The sequence below is a fragment of the Streptomyces liliifuscus genome (genome assembly GCF_016598615.1).
In the GTDB taxonomy this organism is placed as follows: Bacteria; Actinomycetota; Actinomycetes; order Streptomycetales; family Streptomycetaceae; genus Streptomyces; species Streptomyces liliifuscus.
The window spans coordinates 8,821,302-8,836,939 of the sequence record NZ_CP066831.1 but is presented as its reverse complement, the minus strand read 5'-3'; the positions used below and the strand labels follow the sequence as shown (position 1 = coordinate 8,836,939).

16 protein-coding genes are annotated in these 15,638 nt (G+C 70.9%); 3 read left to right on the top strand and 13 right to left on the bottom strand.

All coding sequences use genetic code 11. The features are described 5' to 3' along the window. Window positions 1–40: 40 nt before the first annotated feature. From yajC to pgsA, 12 genes are all read right to left on the bottom strand, one after another. Window positions 41–538 carry a preprotein translocase subunit YajC gene (yajC, locus tag JEQ17_RS38165; protein WP_055614438.1) on the bottom strand — a complete coding sequence of 166 codons (498 nt, stop codon included), beginning with the start codon at window positions 536–538 and terminating at the stop codon, window positions 41–43. 163 nt (window positions 539–701) lie between these two features. After that, entirely contained in the window at window positions 702–1,772 is a 1,071-nt protein-coding gene (ruvB, locus tag JEQ17_RS38160; protein ID WP_200399494.1) for a Holliday junction branch migration DNA helicase RuvB, read from the bottom strand. A 136-nt stretch (window positions 1,773–1,908) separates the two neighbouring features. Continuing rightward, entirely contained in the window at window positions 1,909–2,517 is a 609-nt protein-coding gene (ruvA, locus tag JEQ17_RS38155) for a Holliday junction branch migration protein RuvA (protein ID WP_200399493.1), read from the bottom strand. After that, window positions 2,514–3,155 (bottom strand): crossover junction endodeoxyribonuclease RuvC, encoded by a 642-nt coding sequence (gene ruvC / locus JEQ17_RS38150; RefSeq protein ID WP_200399492.1) that lies wholly within the window; start codon window positions 3,153–3,155, stop codon window positions 2,514–2,516. Before ruvC ends, ruvA begins: the two co-directional genes overlap by 4 nt. Window positions 3,156–3,319: 164 nt before the next feature. Further along, window positions 3,320–4,072 (bottom strand): YebC/PmpR family DNA-binding transcriptional regulator, encoded by a 753-nt coding sequence (locus JEQ17_RS38145; protein ID WP_055614442.1) that lies wholly within the window; start codon window positions 4,070–4,072, stop codon window positions 3,320–3,322. A gap of 51 nt (window positions 4,073–4,123) precedes the next feature. Further along, window positions 4,124–4,729 (bottom strand): pyridoxal 5'-phosphate synthase glutaminase subunit PdxT, encoded by a 606-nt coding sequence (pdxT, locus tag JEQ17_RS38140; protein WP_200399491.1) that lies wholly within the window; start codon window positions 4,727–4,729, stop codon window positions 4,124–4,126. A gap of 6 nt (window positions 4,730–4,735) precedes the next feature. Further along, window positions 4,736–5,659: a pyridoxal 5'-phosphate synthase lyase subunit PdxS gene (gene pdxS / locus JEQ17_RS38135; RefSeq protein ID WP_200399490.1), complete on the bottom strand. Its 924-nt coding sequence runs from the start codon at window positions 5,657–5,659 to the stop codon at window positions 4,736–4,738. Window positions 5,660–5,891: 232 nt separating this feature from the next. Continuing rightward, window positions 5,892–6,437: a LemA family protein gene (locus JEQ17_RS38130; protein WP_200399489.1), complete on the bottom strand. Its 546-nt coding sequence runs from the start codon at window positions 6,435–6,437 to the stop codon at window positions 5,892–5,894. 232 nt (window positions 6,438–6,669) lie between these two features. Continuing rightward, window positions 6,670–6,981, bottom strand: a complete 312-nt coding sequence (locus JEQ17_RS38125) for a hypothetical protein (RefSeq protein WP_200399488.1) — start codon at window positions 6,979–6,981, stop codon at window positions 6,670–6,672. Between the two features lie 47 nt (window positions 6,982–7,028). Next, window positions 7,029–8,198 (bottom strand): glycosyltransferase family 4 protein, encoded by a 1,170-nt coding sequence (locus tag JEQ17_RS38120; protein WP_200399487.1) that lies wholly within the window; start codon window positions 8,196–8,198, stop codon window positions 7,029–7,031. Continuing rightward, window positions 8,195–9,121, bottom strand: coding sequence for a phosphatidylinositol mannoside acyltransferase (locus JEQ17_RS38115; protein WP_200399486.1), 927 nt, complete (start codon window positions 9,119–9,121; stop codon window positions 8,195–8,197). Before JEQ17_RS38115 ends, JEQ17_RS38120 begins: the two co-directional genes overlap by 4 nt. Next, entirely contained in the window at window positions 9,118–9,879 is a 762-nt protein-coding gene (pgsA, locus tag JEQ17_RS38110; RefSeq protein WP_200401935.1) for a phosphatidylinositol phosphate synthase, read from the bottom strand. The genes JEQ17_RS38115 and pgsA overlap by 4 nt, the downstream gene beginning before the upstream one ends. Before the next feature lie 217 nt (window positions 9,880–10,096). Here pgsA and JEQ17_RS38105 point away from each other — a divergent pair, with 217 nt between their 5' ends. Together JEQ17_RS38105 and JEQ17_RS38100 are read left to right on the top strand one after the other, a co-directional pair. Beyond that, window positions 10,097–12,295 (top strand): elongation factor G-like protein EF-G2, encoded by a 2,199-nt coding sequence (locus JEQ17_RS38105; RefSeq protein WP_200399485.1) that lies wholly within the window; start codon window positions 10,097–10,099, stop codon window positions 12,293–12,295. Between the two features lie 169 nt (window positions 12,296–12,464). Next, window positions 12,465–14,132 carry a hypothetical protein gene (locus JEQ17_RS38100; RefSeq protein ID WP_200399484.1) on the top strand — a complete coding sequence of 556 codons (1,668 nt, stop codon included), beginning with the start codon at window positions 12,465–12,467 and terminating at the stop codon, window positions 14,130–14,132. Between the two features lie 87 nt (window positions 14,133–14,219). Here the strand turns inward: JEQ17_RS38100 and JEQ17_RS38095 are convergent, their stop codons facing one another. After that, window positions 14,220–14,780, bottom strand: a complete 561-nt coding sequence (locus JEQ17_RS38095; RefSeq protein WP_200399483.1) for an HIT family protein — start codon at window positions 14,778–14,780, stop codon at window positions 14,220–14,222. A gap of 67 nt (window positions 14,781–14,847) precedes the next feature. Here JEQ17_RS38095 and JEQ17_RS38090 point away from each other — a divergent pair, with 67 nt between their 5' ends. Then, window positions 14,848–15,564, top strand: coding sequence for a potassium channel family protein (locus JEQ17_RS38090; protein ID WP_200399482.1), 717 nt, complete (start codon window positions 14,848–14,850; stop codon window positions 15,562–15,564). Window positions 15,565–15,638: the final 74 nt, after the last annotated feature.

The window sequence follows — 15,638 nt, the reverse complement described above, 5'->3', positions numbered from 1 at the left end:
GCGGCGCGCGAGCGGCGCACTCCGCGGTCCCCGGTCATGACTACTTCGCGTCGGACTCGCCGTCGGACTTCTTCAGGTCAGCCTCATCGGCCTTCTTCGGCTCCGCGTCCGCGGACTCCTCGACGGGCTCGTCTGCCGCGTCCTTCTTGCCGAGGTCGATGGGCTTGTCGTCGGAAGCGTCGGCGGGCTCGTCGGTCTCGGTGAGGGAGGAGGCGTCGTCCGGGACGACGGACTCGTCTTCCTTGAGGTCGTGCTCGATGCCGTGAACGAGGCGGTTGTACTCGTCGTCGCTGAGGACCGCGCCGATCGCGTTCTTCGCGAAGAGCAGGTCGACTCCCGGGCCCGCGTCAAGGAGGACCGTGTCCTCGTTGACCTCCTTCACCGTTGCGTACATGCCACCGATCGTGCGGACGCCGGAGCCGGGCTGCATGTCGTTGCGCATCTGCGCAGCCGCATTCTGCTTCTTCTTGGCCGACCGGGTCATCAGGAACATGGCCCCGATGAGCACGATGAACGGGAGGAGGGTCACGAGACTCACGGGACGGAACTTCCTTCATTCGACCGCGATGGTGAGCGGCCTGATGGATGGGGTATGTGCGCCGCCGGCAAAGGCGGCATCGGCGGAGTCTAAGCGAGTCCGCCGTCAAGGAACAACGCTCAGCATGGCACCGGGGTTCCTGACCCCGCGAGCCCCCTCGCCGTCACGCCCCGAACAGGTCCTGTTGTCCGTTTCCACCGGTTGACGGCCGGGGCGGGGTGAGGCCGAAATGCGCCCACGCCGCCGGTGTCGCCACCCGCCCGCGGGGCGTACGGGCCAGTAGCCCCTCACGGACGAGGAAGGGCTCGGCCACCTCCTCCACGGTCTCGCGCTCCTCCCCCACGGCGACGGCGAGCGTGGACAGACCGACCGGGCCGCCGCCGAAGAGCTTGATCAGCGCTTCGAGGACACCGCGGTCCAGGCGGTCGAGGCCCCGGCTGTCCACTTCGTAGACGGCGAGGGCGGCGCCGGCGATCTCGCGCGTGACGAAGCCGTCGGCCTTGACCTGGGCGTAGTCGCGGACGCGGCGCAGGAGGCGGTTGGCGATACGGGGTGTGCCGCGTGAGCGGCCCGCGATCTCGGCGGCGCCCGCGGTGTCGATCTCGACGTCCAGCAGGTTCGCCGAGCGGTGGATGACGCGCTCCAGCTCGGCGGGCTCGTAGAACTCCATGTGGGCGGTGAAGCCGAAGCGGTCCCGCAGCGGGGGCGGCAGCAGGCCCGCGCGCGTGGTGGCTCCGACGAGCGTGAAGGGCGGCAGTTCGAGCGGGATGGCGGTGGCGCCGGGGCCCTTGCCGACGATCACGTCGACGCGGAAGTCCTCCATCGCCATGTAGAGCATCTCCTCGGCGGGCCGCGACATGCGGTGGATCTCGTCGAGGAAGAGGACCTCGCCCTCCTGGAGGGAGGAGAGGATCGCGGCGAGGTCGCCCGCGTGCTGGATGGCGGGGCCGCTGGTGATGCGGATGGGGGCTTCCATCTCGGCGGCGATGATCATCGACAGGGTGGTCTTGCCGAGGCCGGGGGCGCCGGAGAGCAGGACGTGGTCGGCGGTGGCGCCACGCGCGCGTGCGGCCCGCAGGACGAGGTCCAGCTGCTCGCGGACCTTCTCCTGGCCGATGAACTCGCCGAGGTCCTTGGGACGCAGGGCGGCCTCGACGGCCTGCTCCTCATGATCGGCGGACGCACCGACGAGCCGCTCGGCGGTGTCGTCGTCGGCCGTGTCGTCCCAGTTCATGTGCTGTGCCTCGCGAGGTAGTGGGTCCGGGTCGTACGGGCATGGGGCGGGCGGGGCCGCGCACCGGAGGGGCGCGGCGAACTGCGCGACCAGCCACAGCGGACCCGCAGTTTCACGACCGCACCTCCCGCGGAGCTCAACGCGCTCTGTTGAGGGTCTGCAGGGCGGCCTTCAGCAGCTGGCCGATCTGCGGCGTCCCGGCCGCCTCCGCCTGCGGCGCCACCGCGGAGACCGCCTCGTCGGCCTCGCGGGTCGCGTACCCGAGGCCGATCAGCGCGGCGTGCAGCTGCTCGCGCCAGCCGGCCGTGACGGGCGTGCCGATGGCCTGACCGCCGGTGCCGAGGGGCTCGCCGAGGCGGTCCTTGAGCTCCAGGAGGAGCTTCTGGGCACCCTTCTTGCCGATGCCCGGGACGGCGGTGAGGGACTTCTCGTCACCGGTGGACACCGCGCGGCGCAGGGCGTCGGGGCTGTGCACCGCGAGCATGGCCTGGGCCAGGCGCGGGCCTACTCCGCTCGCGGTCTGCAGCAGCTCGAAGGTCCCCCGCTCGTCGTCGTCGGCGAAGCCGTACAGCGTCAGTGAGTCCTCCCGTACGACGAGGGAGGTGGCGAGCTTGGCGGGCCGGCCCATGCGGAGTCCGGAGAGCGTGTTCGGTGTGCACTGGACCGCGATGCCGATGCCGCCCACCTCGACCACCGCGGAGTCTGGCGCGAGGGCGGCGACGGGGCCGCTGACGAAGGCGATCATGCGGTACGGCCTTTCGGTGCGTGGGGCGGTGCGTGGGGCGGTGCGTGGTTCGGTCCGTCGGTCGCCGCGCGGCCCGGTGCTTGTTGCGAGGCGAGTTTCGACGCGTGCAGGGCGGCGGCCTGCTGGAGCCGGTTCTGGGCGACGGCCTGCTGCAGGCGGTTCTGCGCGGGCGCGCGCCAGATGTGGCAGATCGCGAGGGCCAGGGCGTCCGCCGCGTCGGCGGGCTTCGGGGGTGCGTCGAGCCGGAGGAGCCGGGTGACCATGGCACCGACCTGGGCCTTGTCGGCGCGGCCGTTACCGGTGACGGCGGCCTTGACCTCGCTCGGCGTGTGCAGGGCCACGGGAATCCCGCGCCGGGCGGCGCACAGCATGGCGACCGCGCTGGCCTGGGCCGTGCCCATCACCGTACGGACGTTGTGCTGGCTGAACACCCGCTCCACAGCGACGAATTCGGGCCGGTGCTCGTCGAGCCACTGCTCGATGCCCTGCTCGATGGCGACGAGGCGCTGCCCCAACTCCGCGTCGGCGGGCGTGCGTACGACACCGACGCCGCGCATGGTCAGGGGCCGGCCTGCGACACCTTCGACCACACCGACACCGCACCGGGTCAGTCCGGGGTCAACGCCCAGTACCCGCACCCCTGCCCCTCCTTCGATCTCCCCCGGCCACCGCTGGGAGGTACCCCCAGTTCGTGCAGGCTATCGGGTGCCACCGACATCGCTCACCAGCGACGCCCGACAAAGCGACGGGCCGACGGAGTGTGTCCCGTCGGCCCGTTGAACCCGTGCGGCTCGTGGCGGCGCTACGCGTCCACCTTCTCCATGACCTCGTCGCTCACGTCGAAGTTGGCGAAGACGTTCTGCACGTCGTCGCTGTCCTCAAGGGCGTCGATGAGCTTGAAGATCTTCCTGGCGCCCTCCTCGTCCAGCTCGACCTGCATGGTCGGGACGAAGTTGGCGTCGGCGGAGTCGTAGTCGATCCCGGCGTCCTGAAGGGCGGTGCGCACCGCGACCAGGTCGGTGGCCTCGGAGATGACCTCGAAGGACTCGCCCAGGTCGTTGACCTCCTCGGCGCCCGCGTCGAGCACGGCACCCAGGACGTCGTCCTCGCCCAGCTCGCCCTTGGGGACGATGACGACACCCTTGCGGTTGAAGAGGTACGAGACGGAACCCGGGTCGGCCATGTTGCCGCCGTTGCGGGTCATGGCGACGCGTACGTCCGAGGCGGCGCGGTTGCGGTTGTCGGTGAGGCACTCGATGAGCACCGCGACACCGTTCGGGCCGTAGCCCTCGTACATGATCGTCTCGTAGTCGGCGCCACCGGCTTCGAGACCGGCACCGCGCTTGACCGCGGAGTCGATGTTCTTGTTCGGGACCGAGCTCTTCTTGGCCTTCTGGATGGCGTCGAAGAGCGTCGGGTTACCGGCGGGGTCGGCACCGCCGGTACGGGCCGCGACCTCGATGTTCTTGATCATCTTCGCGAAGAGCTTGCCGCGCTTGGCGTCGATCACGGCCTTCTTGTGCTTCGTCGTAGCCCATTTAGAGTGGCCGGACATCTGCCTGTCTCCTTCGCGTAACCCAACTCTTTACGAACCCCAGGAATCCTACTAGGACCCCGGAGCCAGGTTCGCGCGCACCATCTCGACGAACAGGCCGTGCACGCGGTGGTCGCCGGTCAGTTCCGGGTGGAACGACGTGGCGAGCGCGTTGCCCTGACGCACGGCGACGATGTGGCCGTCGTGCTCGGCCAGCACCTCCGCCTCCGCGCCCACGGACTCGACCCAGGGGGCACGGATGAAGACGCCCTCCACGGCATCGCCCGCCACGCCCTTCACGTCGACCGTCGCCTCGAAGGATTCGTTCTGCCGTCCGAAGGCGTTGCGGCGCACGATCATGTCGATGCCGCCGATGGTCTCCTGGCCCGAGCGCGGGTCGAGGATCTTGTCGGCGAGCATGATCATGCCCGCGCAGGTGCCGTAGACGGGCATCCCGGCCCGCACACGCGCGCGGAGGGGTTCCATCAGGCCGAAGAGGACGGCCAGTTTGGAAATGGTGGTGGACTCGCCGCCGGGGATGACGAGTCCGTCGACCTCGGCGAGTTCCTCGGGGCGCCGGACCGCCCTGCCCACGGCGTCCGCCGCGGCCAGGGCGACCAGGTGCTCCCGTACGTCGCCCTGGAGAGCCAGGACACCTACGACAGGTACCTCGGTCATGGGTGGTTACCAGCCGCGGTTCGCGTAGCGCTCGGCCTCGGGGAGGGTGTCGCAGTTGATGCCGACCATGGCCTCGCCGAGGTTGCGGGACGCCTCCGCGATGATCTTCGGGTCGTCGTAGAAGGTGGTGGCCTTCACGATGGCGGCGGCGCGCTTGGCCGGGTCGCCGGACTTGAAGATGCCGGAGCCGACGAAGACGCCCTCGGCGCCGAGCTGGCGCATCAGCGCGGCGTCGGCGGGAGTGGCCACACCACCGGCGGAGAACAGGACGACCGGGAGCTTGCCGAGTTCGGCGACCTCCTTGACGATCTCGTACGGGGCGCGCAGTTCCTTGGCGGCGGCGTACAGCTCGTTGTTGTCGTAGCCGCGGAGCTTGGCGATCTCGTTCTTGATCTGGCGCAGGTGGCGGACGGCCTCGACGACGTTGCCGGTGCCGGCCTCGCCCTTGGAGCGGATCATGGCGGCGCCCTCGGCTATGCGGCGCAGGGCCTCGCCCAGGTTGGTGGCGCCACAGACGAAGGGGGTCGTGAAGGCCCACTTGTCGGAGTGGTTGACCTCGTCCGCGGGGGTGAGGACCTCGGACTCGTCGATGTAGTCGACGCCGAGGGACTGCAGGACCTGGGCCTCCACGAAGTGGCCGATGCGCGACTTGGCCATCACCGGGATGGACACGGCCTCGATGATGCCCTCGATCATGTCGGGGTCGGACATGCGCGCCACGCCGCCGTCCTTGCGGATGTCGGCGGGCACGCGCTCCAGGGCCATGACGGCCACGGCGCCCGCGTCCTCGGCGATCTTCGCCTGCTCCGGCGTGACGACGTCCATGATCACGCCGCCCTTGAGCTGCTCGGCCATGCCGCGCTTCACGCGCGCGGTGCCGGTGGCAGGGGTGTCGGTGGGCTGGGCGGGAGTGGAGAGCGTGCTGGACAAGGGTTGACCTCACTCGGTGAAAGAGGGCTTCTGCAGACACCGAGGAAACGCTTGAGGACCAGGCCACTGCAAGGGCCAATGGGGAGGCGGTGGCTCATTTTCCGCGCCTCCGGGCGCGTTTCCCGTGGTCAGGTGGGGCGGCCGGGGCCGTGACCAGGGACGTCGTGCGGTGTGCCCGACGGCGTCGGATCCCGTGGCTGGAAGCCTTTCCCGGGGTCCACGCGCGCGTGGACTACGTTCCCGGGCGGTCCGCGAGGGCGACCGGAGCCTCGTCGTCCATCTCGAAGGCCAGCGGGAAGGGCGCGTGGCCGGCCAGCCGGAACCAGCGCACCTTGCGGTGGCGGCGCAGGGCACGGGCCGCCCGTACGGCGTCGTTGTGGAAGCGCCGGGCCATCGGCACCCGGCGGACCGCCTGGGCGAGTTCACGTGCCGCGTCCTCGCCACCGGGGACCGCCTGCACCGCCTCGACCTGCTGGACCTCTCCGAAGACGGCCCGCAGCGCCTGGCTGAGGTCGCTCTCGGCGACCTCCCTGTTGTCCTCCTCGGCCTGGCGGGCCGCGTGCGCCGCTTCGTAGAGCACGATCGAGGCGGCCGGGTCGAGCACTCCGGAGGTGGCCAGTTCCTGTGCCACCGACGCCCTCCGGAGCAACTGGGCGTCGAGCGCGGCCCGTGCCGCGTCGATCCGCGAGTGCAGCCGGTCGAGACGGCCCGCGGTCCAGCTCAGGTAGAGGCCGATCGCCACGAGGGCGACCACGATCCAGATCAGTGTGGAGGTCACGGGCGCACAGGCTACCGGTGCGTCCCGGGCCGCCCGCCCCGGCATCGCCCCGCACGACGATCAGCGACCGAGCCGCGGGAAGGCGCGACGGCAGTGCTGCGACGGGCGGCGCCTCGGCAGTGCTCTCACTGGAGCACCGGGACGGGGCGGGCTGCCTCCCCCGGGGCGCGGAAACCGGCCCGGCCCCTCCGTCGCCCTCGGCGGCGCCTTGCGCGGGGCGCCGCCGAGGGCCTCAGCCGTTCGGCTGTCCGGCTGCGCCGGCCGCCGGGCCGACCTCAGGGGCGGCGCCCACGAGCGTGAACCGCATGGAAAGGATGTCTTCCGGTACGGCCTCGACCCGGTGTCCGAGCCGCTCCTCGATGATCCGCGCCACAGCGAAGAGCCGGATGCGCTCCTCCGGAGTGTGCGCGGGAAAGACGGCCCACCCCTGGCGGGCCAGCTGCGCGCCGATCTCGGTGGCGAAGACCGAGCGGGTGCGCAGCTCCTCCTCGGCCGCCAGAGGGGTCCTGGTGGCCTCCTGGGGCACCTCCCGGACTTCACGCACGTCCCCCCGCCACCCATGTCCCCCACCACGCGCGTTCCCTCCCGCTCTCAGTCCCGGACCAGGCCGAGTCGGGCCAGCAGCCCGCCCGGCTCGTGCGGCTCGTCGGCGGCGACCGCGGCGGCTCCGTCGGTGACCGTCTCGTAGACGGACAGGATGTCCGCGCCGACCGTCGACCAGTCGAAACGCCGCACATGCGCGCTCCCCCGCTCGCGCAGTTCCGCGCGGCGCGCCGGGTCGCCGAGCAGCCGTACCGCCGAGGCGGCCAGCGCGTCGGCGTCCTCGTTGGCGAACAGCTCGCCCGCCGCGCCCTGGTCGAGGACCTGCGCGAACGCGTCGAGGTCGGAGGCGAGCACGGGCGCGCCCGCCGACATGGCCTCGACGAGGATGATCCCGAAGCTCTCGCCGCCGGTGTTGGGCGCGACGTACAGGTCGACGCTGCGCAGGAACCGCGCCTTGTCCTCGTCGCTGACCATGCCGAGGAACTCGACGCGCGACCGCAGCTCCGCGGGGAGCTTCTCGACCGCCTCCTCCTCGTCGCCGCGCCCGGCGACCAGGAGCCGGGCCCCCGGCCGCTCGGCGAGGATCTTCGGCAGCGCCTTCATGAGGACCGGCAGTCCCTTGCGGGGCTCGTCGATACGCCCTATGAAGCCGATCGTTTCTCCCTGCCACTCGCCCTTGGGCTCCGCCTTCGCGAAGAAGTCCACGTCGACACCGTTCGGGATGACGACGGCGTCGCCGCCCAGGTGCTCGACGAGGGTGCGCCGCGCGTACTCGCTCACCGCGATGCGCGCGCTGATCTTCTCCAGGGCGGGCTGCAGGATCGGGTACGCCGCGATCATCGCCCGGGACCGCGGGTTCGACGTGTGGAAGGTGGCGACGATCGGCCCCTGTGCGGCCCAGCAGGAGAGCAGGCCGAGGGACGGCGACGCCGGCTCGTGGATGTGGATCACGTCGAACGTGCCGTCGTGCAGCCAGCGCCGCACCCGCGCGGCCGACAGGAACCCGAAGTTGAGGCGCGCGACCGAGCCGTTGTACGGCACCGGGACGGCACGGCCGGCCGAGACGACGTACGGCGGAAGGGGGGTGTCGTCATCGGCCGGAGCGAGGACGGAGACATCGTGTCCGAGGCCGATGAGGTGGTCCGCCAGATCGCGGATGTGGAACTGGACTCCCCCGGGCACGTCCCAGGAGTACGGACAGACGATGCCGATTCTCACGGCTGTTCCCCCTCGGCCGGCCCGGAGCGGGGCTCCAGGTCGGCGAGCCACAAGCGCTGCAGCATGTGCCAGTCCTCCGGATGGTCGGCGATACCCGTGGCGAAGGCGTCGGCCAGCGCCTGCGTCATGACAGACGTCTTCTCGGCCCGGCTACCTGACTCGGGGACGTCGACGGGTGGATGGACCCGGCCCCGCATCACGGGCGAGTCGTCGTACCAGAGTGTCACCGGCAGCAGCAGCGCACCGGTCTGCTGGGCAAGTAGTGCCGGACCCGCGGGCATCCGGGTGGCGTCCCCGAAGAACTTGACCTCGACCCCGGAGGCGGACAGATCGCGCTCGGCGACCAGACAGACGAGGCCGCCGTCGCGCAGCCGCCGGGCCAGTGTGCCGAACGCGGTGCCGCCGCTGTGCGGCAGGACCTCCATACCGAGGCTCTCGCGATAGGCGACGAACCGGTCGTACAGCTTCGCCGGCTCCAGCCGCTCGGCGACCGTCGTGAACGGCGTGTCCAGCTTGGTGGTGACCCAGGCTCCGGCGAGGTCCCAGTTGGCCAGGTGCGGCAGCGCGAGGATGACGCCCTTCCCGGCGGCGAGCCCGTCGGTGAGGTGGTGGACGTCCTTCACGTCGAAGCCGTCCTTGATGCGCTCCCGGCTCCAGGCGGGCAGCCGGAAGGACTCCATCCAGTAACGCAGGTACGAGCGCATGCCGGCCCTGGAGAGCTCGGTGAGCCGCTCCGGGCTCGCGTCGGGCAGCACGCGCGCGTAGTTGGATTCGAGGCGTCGTACGCCCTTGCCGCGTCGCTTCCAGGCGATGTCGGCGATGGTCCGGCCCAGGCGTACGGCGACGGGCTCGGGGAGCTTCTTGACGGCTCCCCAGCCCGCCGCGTACGCCGCGTACGTGAGCTGGCCCTTCAGACCGCTCACGGTGTGGCCTCGCTGCTGTGCGAGGCGTTGTCCGGGGAGGCGGTGGTGGAGGGAGAGGCCTCGGCCGCGGCATCCGCCTCGGCGGACTCCCGGCGGACCGTGACGACGCGCTGGATCAGCGTGACGACACTGCCGACGGCGACGATCCACAGCGCGATGGGCAGCAGGATCTCGATACCGGGCACGCCGAACGTCTTGTGGAAGCCCGCGAGGCCGGCCGCGACCAGCGAGATCACCAGACGCTCGGCCCGCTCGACGAGGCCGTTGACGGCGACGGGCAGCCCGATCGACTCGCCGCGGGCCTTGGTGTACGACACCACCTGGCCGCTGGCCAGGCAGAAGATCGAGACGGCGCACAGGACGTTGTCGTCGCCGCCGCCCGCGTACCAGAGCGCGAAGCCGCCGAAGATCGCGCTGTCGGCGACCCGGTCGAGCGTCGAGTCGAGGAAGGCTCCCCAGCGGCTGGAGCGGCCCAGCTGGCGGGCCATGTTGCCGTCGACCATGTCCGAGAACACGAACAGTGTGATGACGATCGTGCCCCAGAAGAGCTCTCCCCGGGGGAAGAAGACCAGCGCGCCCGCCATCACTCCGGCCGTGCCCAGGATGGTGACCGTGTCGGGGCTTACCCCCCGGCGGATGAGAAACGCGGCGAACGGTGTGAGGACACGCGTGAAGAATGCACGCGCGTACTTGTTCAGCATGGCCTTCCCGAGGGTCGGTGTGGCCGCGCGGCCCCTGCTGGCCACCGGCTGGCCCATCGTAGCCACGCGTGCGCTTGTGCGACGGTCGGGCACCCGCACCCCGGGTCACGTCCTGATGACATCCGTGGGACGGCGCGATCGCGTCCGTTGTATGGACGCACCGTGACACGAGTGCAAAGCTCGAAGACACCGCGGGCGTCATCGGAGCCGCCACCGCACGCGGCGCCGCGCGTCCGCGCCCACAGTGACCTCACCGTGCACGGGAGGCAAGGCCATGGGCGACAAGGCGAATGCACACCCCGGAGCCGCCGGCAGGGCTACGGCGGCCGACCACCCCGCGTCCGTACGGAATGTGGTGCTGGTCGGCCACTCCGGATCGGGCAAGACGACTCTGGTGGAAGCTCTCGCGCTGACGGCGGGAGCGGTGAACAGGGCGGGCCGTGTGGAGGACGGCGGCACCGTCTCCGACTACGACGAGATCGAGCACCGGCAGCAACGCTCGGTACAGCTCTCCCTGGTACCCGTCGACTGGGACGGATACAAGATCAATATTCTCGACACACCCGGATACGCCGATTTCGTCGGCGAGTTGAGGGCCGGTCTGCGAGCGGCGGACGCGGCCCTTTTCGTCGTCTCGGCCTCGGACGGGGTGGACGGCTCGACGCGCATGGTGTGGGAGGAGTGCGCCGCGGTCGGTATGCCGCGGGCCATCGTGATCACGCACCTGGAGTCGGCCAGGGCGGACTTCGACGAGATGACGCGGACCTGCGCGGAGGCATTCGGGGCCGACGACCCCGACGCCGTACTGCCGCTCTACCTGCCGCTGCACGGCCCGCAGGGCCCCGACGGGCACGCGCCCGTGACGGGTCTGATCGGGCTGCTGTCGCAGCGGTTGTTCGACTACGCCTCCGGGGAGCGCAAGGAGTCCGAGCCGGGCCCCGAGCAACTGCCGCTCATCGAGGAGGCCCGCAACCGGCTGATCGAGGGGATCATCGCCGAGAGCGAGGACGAGACCCTCATGGACCGCTATCTCGGCGGCGAGGAACTCGACTTCAAGACACTCGTGCAGGACCTGGAACGGGCCGTCGCGCGCGGGATCTTCTTCCCGGTGCTGGCCGCCGCGCCCGCCGCCGAGGGCGCCAAACAGGGCCTCGGCACGGTGGAGCTCCTTGAGCTGATCACCGGCGGCTTCCCGACCCCGCTGGAGCGCGAGGCCCCGACGGTCACCACCCCGGACGGCAGGGCCCGCCAGGTGAAGGCCTGCGACCCGGACGGACCGCTGGTCGCCGAGGTCGTGAAGACCGCGTCCGACCCGTACGTAGGCCGTGTCTCGATGGTGCGCGTGTTCTCCGGGACACTGCGCCCAGACGAGACGGTGCACGTCTCCGGACACGGGCTCGCCGACCGCGGCCACGAGGACCACGACGTCGACGAGCGCATCGGCGCCCTGTCCGCGCCGTTCGGCAAGCAGCAGCGCGCCCTCACGCACGCCATCGCCGGCGACCTCGCCTGCGTGGCCAAGCTGAGCCGTGCCGAGACCGGCGACACGCTCTCCTCCAAGGACGACCCGCTGCTCATGGAGCCGTGGGAGATGCCGGACCCGCTGCTGCCGCTCGCCATCCAGGCGCACAGCAAGGCGGACGAGGACAAGCTGTCGCAGGGCCTGGGCCGGCTGGTCGCCGAGGACCCGACGATGCGGCTCGAACAGAACCAGGACACCCACCAGGTCGTCCTGTGGTGCCTGGGCGAGGCTCACGCGGACGTCGCCCTGGAACGGCTGCGCAGCCGCTACGGCGTCCAGGTCGATGTCGTACCCCACAAGGTCTCCCTACGGGAGACGTTCGCCGACAGGTCGGCCGGGCGCGGCCGTCATGTGAAGCAGTCGGGCGGGCACGGGCAGTACGCGATCTGCGCGATCGAGGTGGAGCCGCTGCCCGGAGGGTCCGGCATCGAGTTCGTCGACAAGGTCGTCGGCGGAGCCGTGCCACGGCAGTTCATCCCGTCCGTCGAGAAGGGCGTGCGCGCGCAGGCCGCCAAGGGCGTGGCCGCGGGCTACGCGCTGATCGACATACGGATCACGCTGCTCGACGGCAAGGCGCACTCGGTGGACTCCTCGGACGCCGCGTTCCAGACCGCCGGGGCGCTCGCCCTGCGGGAGGCCGCGGTCGACGCCCGGATCCATCTCCTGGAGCCGGTCGCCGAGGTGACGGTCCTGGTCGGCGACGAGTACGTGGGCGCCGTGATGAGCGATCTGTCGGGGCGGCGCGGTCGCGTCGTCGGCACCGAGCAGGCCGGCGGCAACCGCACGCTCGTACGGGCCGAGGTCCCCGAGATCGAGATCGGACGGTACGGGGTCGACCTGCGCTCCCTCTCGCACGGCACCGCGCGCTTCAACCGCACATACGCCCGACACGAGCCGATGCCGGCGCAGTTGGCGGAGAAGATCCGCGAACAGGCGCAGGGAAACACCTAGTTGAAACACCGGTCGATCACCCCTCCGGGTCGGCGGGCAGCTTGTGCTGTCCGCCGACGGATGTCGGTCCCGGCGGATACTCTGAGAACCTGATCAAGACGATGACCTGATCAACAGGTGTGCGGAGCACGGAAGTCGGGAAAAGCCGCAGCAGCGGAGCATGGCGGCGATGGGGGCGGCAGTGGCGGACGAGGGATTCGATTTCAGGCCCGGGGCACAGGTCCCGCTCTCGGGTGCCGCAGGCCAGACGGCGGCGACCTTCGCCCTGGCCTCGGCGGCGTACCGGGACAACGAGGTCGGGGAGATCCTCAAGGCCAACAACGAATGGCACAAGTCGACGGTCAAGGCGGGCAAGCTCAAGCTCTTCGTGCCCAATCTGGGCGAGGCGTTCTCGCGGGCCGTGCACGACCGGATGCTCGGCAGCGGCCGCGGCGCGCTCATCCAGTCGTTCGGCACCGAACCCCAGGTCGTCGTCGAGCACTGCCTGGCGGCGAACCGCATCCGCCGGGAGCGCGACAACTGGCTGACGGCGGTGACGGTGCTGTGCGGGCTGATCTTCCTGCCCGGGCTCATCGCCTGGCTGCTGGTCTTCCAGATCCGCACGATGATCGCCAAGCGTGAGGACAAGCGCGCCTCCGCCCTCGCCACCACCCTCCTCATCGCCTTCGGCGCGCTCGCCGTGATCTTCCTGCTCCGGCTGCCGTTCGGCGGCTTCTGGGCCTGGTACGCACGCGCGGCGATCGTCATGCCGGTCGTCGGCTGGTTCTGGGCCCAGCAGATCTGCGAGCGCACGGCCAAGGACCTGCGCGCCCGCTGGGAGGGCCTGCTTTCGGGCGGCGGTGTGGGGGCCAAGATCCCCGAGGCGGTGCCCGGCAGCCCCGGCGAGACGGCCGCGGAGTCGCTGCGCCAGAACCTGGCCAAGCTGAGCGCCGAGCAGCAGTCCAACTCCGTCTTCTACGCGGGCCCCAAGGGCATACTCGGCATGGGCACGCGCTGGGGCAGCTGGCAGCTCGCCGAGGATCTCGTGCCGCTCGACGAGAGCAAGGAGATCCACCCCTTCCGCAGCTGGGACGTCATCCGGTCGATCCACGACCAACTGCGCATGCTGGAGCGCGGCCCGCTCAACACCGGTGGCTTCCCGCGCCCTTCGATAAAGCACTGGGTGGTCACCCCCATCGGGGAGAACGCGGGTTCGGTGTCCCGGCCGGGCGGTACGGACGTGGACGCGTACCAGGTGAAGAACCACGCCATCCAGGACATCTGCAACAAGCAGCAGTTCGGCAGCGGCGACCGGCACTACCTCGGCATCCAGTGGACGCTCTGGGACGGCCAGTTGGTCATCACCATGCTGATCACGGTGACCGTGCTGCACGAGACCCTGCGCATCGAGGTCACCGGCCACGCGCTCGGACCCGTGCACCCGCTGTTCACGACCAAGCCCTCGGCGAAGACGAAGCAGATCGCGAAGTCCTTCAAGCCCTGGGAGACCCGCTCCAAGAAGCTGCCGCTCGTCGAGACCGACGAGGTGGTGCGCCTCGCGGTGCGCGCCCCGATCACCTGGTACCCGCCGCTGCTCAACTGGCTCGGCGGCAGCCTGGCGCTCCCGGAGCCGTTCGGCCTGCGGCACGCGTGGGCCGATCAGCCCTGGCGGCACCGCTTCATGGCCGACGACGCGCTGCGGGCCGCCACGCCCGTCCTGCGCGTGGTGCACGCGGCGTCCATCAAGGTCCTCAAGGAGAACGGCGTCAACACGGAGAAGTTCGGCAACCGCTCGTCGTTCCTGAGCACGGCGATCCAGGACGCGTCACCAAGGAAGGCAGACGTCTACGACGCGTGAGCCCCCGGCGGTTCGGCGGGTCGGGTGCGTTGTGTTGTGCGGGTCGTGGGGGCTGGGCGCGCAGTTCCCCGCGCCCCTTGAGGGGGCTCAGGCCGTCGGCCAGGCTTCCGCGAGCATCTTCCTCGTGTCCGCCAGCAGTTGGGGCAGCACCCGCGTGTGGCCGACCACCGGCATGAAATTGGTGTCGCCGCCCCAGCGGGGCACGATGTGCTGATGCAGGTGGGCGGCGATCCCGGCGCCCGCGACCGTGCCCTGGTTCATCCCGATGTTGAACCCGTGCGCACCGGAGGCGGCCCGCAGCGCGGTCATCGCCTGCTTCGTCAGCTCGCCCAGCTCGGCGGTCTCCGGGACGGTCAGGTCGGTGTAGTCCGCGACATGCCGGTAGGGCACGACCATCAGGTGCCCGCCGTTGTACGGGTACAGGTTGAGCACCGCGTAGACCTGCTCGCCACGCTTGATCACGAGCCCGTCCTCGTCGGACTTGGCCGGGATCGAGCAGAAGGGGCAGCCGTCGTCGGCCCCGGGACCGGTGGGCTTGTTCTCGCCCTGGATGTACGCCATCCGGTGGGGCGTCCACAGGCGCTGGAACGCGTCCTGTGTGCCGACTCCGATCTGCTGCTCCGGCTCACTCGTCATGTGGTGCAGCATATGGCTTCGCCCGTTCGCGGCGTGTCGCCGGGTACCACGTGAAAGGGCCTCCGGCCAAGCTGAGCCGATGGACGACGACAGCCGCACGGCCCGCTGGGAACACCGCGCCGAGGTCCCGCTCGCCGTGGCCTCGGTACTGTTCCTCACCGCGTACGCGATCCATGTCCTCGCCCACGGCCTGCCCGGGCCGTGGCGGGACCTGTGTCTCGCGGTGACCCTGGCGAGCTGGGCGGTGTTCGCCGTCGACTACGCCGTCCGCTGGCGGCTCAGTGGCCAGGGCCACCGCTTCGTACGGACGCACTGGCTGGACACGATCGTCCTGGCCCTGCCCCTCCTGCGCCCCCTGCGCGTGGTCAGGGTCTACGAGGCCGTCCAGCGCCGGCAGGGACGCCCGCGGCTCACTCTGCACGCGCGCGTGATCACGTACGCGGGTCTCTCGGTGGCCCTGCTCGGCTTCGCGGGCGCGCTCGCCGTGTACCAGCAGGAGCACGCGGCACCGGGCGCGACGATCCGTACCTTCGGCGACGCGGTGTGGTGGACCTGCGCCACGCTCGCGACCGTGGGATACGGCGACGTGACTCCCGTGACGGCCGCCGGACGCGTGATCGCGGTGGGCCTGATGGCCTGCGGGCTCGCGCTGCTCGGCGCGGTGACCGGGTCGTTCTCGGCGTGGCTGCTGCAGGTCTTCTCCAGCGAGGACGAGCGCCGGGCAGCAGCCCCCGTGCCGTACGAGCGTCCGGCGGCGGCCCCCGCGCGGCACGACGAGAGGCCCCCGGAAAGCTGAGCTCTCCGGGGGCCTCCGGGCGCCTTCGGGACCGTAGGGCCGGGCGCTCGCGTGCGGGGATCGGGCCCGCGTCC

Excerpts from the sequence above, each read along its gene's own strand:
- pgsA (WP_200401935.1), bottom strand. The coding sequence starts at position 9,879 with ATGGGCCAGCCGGTGGCCAGCAGGGGCCGCGCGGCCACACCGACCCTC.
- JEQ17_RS38105 (WP_200399485.1), top strand. The coding sequence starts at position 10,097 with ATGGGCGACAAGGCGAATGCACACCCCGGAGCCGCCGGCAGGGCTACG.
- JEQ17_RS38090 (WP_200399482.1), top strand. The coding sequence starts at position 14,848 with ATGGACGACGACAGCCGCACGGCCCGCTGGGAACACCGCGCCGAGGTC.
- ruvA (WP_200399493.1), bottom strand. The coding sequence starts at position 2,517 with ATGATCGCCTTCGTCAGCGGCCCCGTCGCCGCCCTCGCGCCAGACTCC.
- JEQ17_RS38095 (WP_200399483.1), bottom strand. The coding sequence starts at position 14,780 with ATGCTGCACCACATGACGAGTGAGCCGGAGCAGCAGATCGGAGTCGGC.
- JEQ17_RS38100 (WP_200399484.1), top strand. The coding sequence starts at position 12,465 with ATGGGGGCGGCAGTGGCGGACGAGGGATTCGATTTCAGGCCCGGGGCA.
- pdxT (WP_200399491.1), bottom strand. The coding sequence starts at position 4,729 with ATGACCGAGGTACCTGTCGTAGGTGTCCTGGCTCTCCAGGGCGACGTA.
- ruvB (WP_200399494.1), bottom strand. The coding sequence starts at position 1,772 with ATGAACTGGGACGACACGGCCGACGACGACACCGCCGAGCGGCTCGTC.
- JEQ17_RS38145 (WP_055614442.1), bottom strand. The coding sequence starts at position 4,072 with ATGTCCGGCCACTCTAAATGGGCTACGACGAAGCACAAGAAGGCCGTG.